General features: G+C 40.2%; 1 tRNA gene and 1 pseudogene. One reads left to right on the top strand and one right to left on the bottom strand.

What is annotated here, in order from left to right:
- Positions 1–238: 238 nt before the first annotated feature.
- A tRNA-Glu gene (locus HT688_RS11155) sits at positions 239–310 on the bottom strand.
- Positions 311–418: 108 nt separating this feature from the next.
- On the opposite strand from HT688_RS11155, the pseudogene HT688_RS11150 reads away from it, so the two are divergent.
- A pseudogene (locus HT688_RS11150) lies at positions 419–1,117 on the top strand (transposase family protein); the annotation flags it as partial.

Genomic DNA, 1,117 nt, shown 5'->3' with positions numbered 1-1,117 from the left:
GTTCTCACTCATTTCTGTCACTGACAGATTTATTGTTTTTTTCATTGTTCAGTACTACAACAGTTGTTGTAGTGCCCTGCACATTGGTTCGTCTTGTTCAGTTTTCAAAGGTCTTTGTCACTCGCTTCTCTCAAGCGACAACTATATTAGTATATCACAGTCACTTTCGCTTGTCAACACTTTTTTTGAAACTTTTTTAATCTTTTTTTTCATCAAGTGTTACAACCGCAACATACTATAGTCCGTACGGGATTCGAACCCGTGTTACCGCCGTGAAAAGGCGGTGTCTTAACCCCTTGACCAACGGACCAGAGTTGTTATTTTCAACTCTTACTATTATACAGTCTTTTTAAACTTTGTCAACACCTTTTTTAAACTTTTTTTACTTTTTACAATTTTTTGGCGAGAAGTCATCTAAATGGAGGCTAGCCCTCATGCCTGCTTTGGAGCAGAAACCTCTAACTTACACTTAGCCATTGATGATGCTTCCGGCAATATCCTAGGGGCTTATTTTGATAAAAAAGAGAACTTGAATGCTTACTATCATGTCCTTGAACAAATCTTAGCCAATCACGGCATTCCCCTTCAAATTAAAACAGATAAGAGAACGGTCTTTACCTATCAAGCCTCCAACTCTAAGAAAATGGAGGACGATACCCATACACAGTTTGGATACGCCTGTCACCAACTGGGGATTCTCCTTGAGACAACCGCTATCCCTCAAACTAAAGGGAGAGTCGAAAGACTCAATCAGGCACTACAATCTCGCCTGCCTATTGAACTGGAACGAAACAATATTCATACCTTGGAAGAAGCCAATACTTTCCTTCTTTCCTACATTCAAACCTTTAATGAACAGTTTGGAAATAAGACAAAACTCTCTGTCTTCGAGGTGGCTCCTAAGCCCTCTGAACGAAATCTCATTCTAGCTAGACTGGCGGAGAGAGTCGTGGATCGTGGACACCATATCCGATTCCAAAATCGTTGCTATATCCCTGTTGAACAAGGAAAAGAAGTCTACTTCAGCAGAAAGACAAAAGCATTCGTTATAAAAGAAGTTGACGGTGACATCTACCTCAATATCGCTGACAAGATCTATCACACAAAGGAGCTACTA

Origin of the sequence: Streptococcus sp. 1559 (genome assembly GCF_013276735.1) — a bacterium.
GTDB lineage: Bacteria > Bacillota > Bacilli > Lactobacillales > Streptococcaceae > Streptococcus > Streptococcus pseudopneumoniae.
This window is presented reverse-complemented; position numbering and strand designations above follow the sequence as displayed.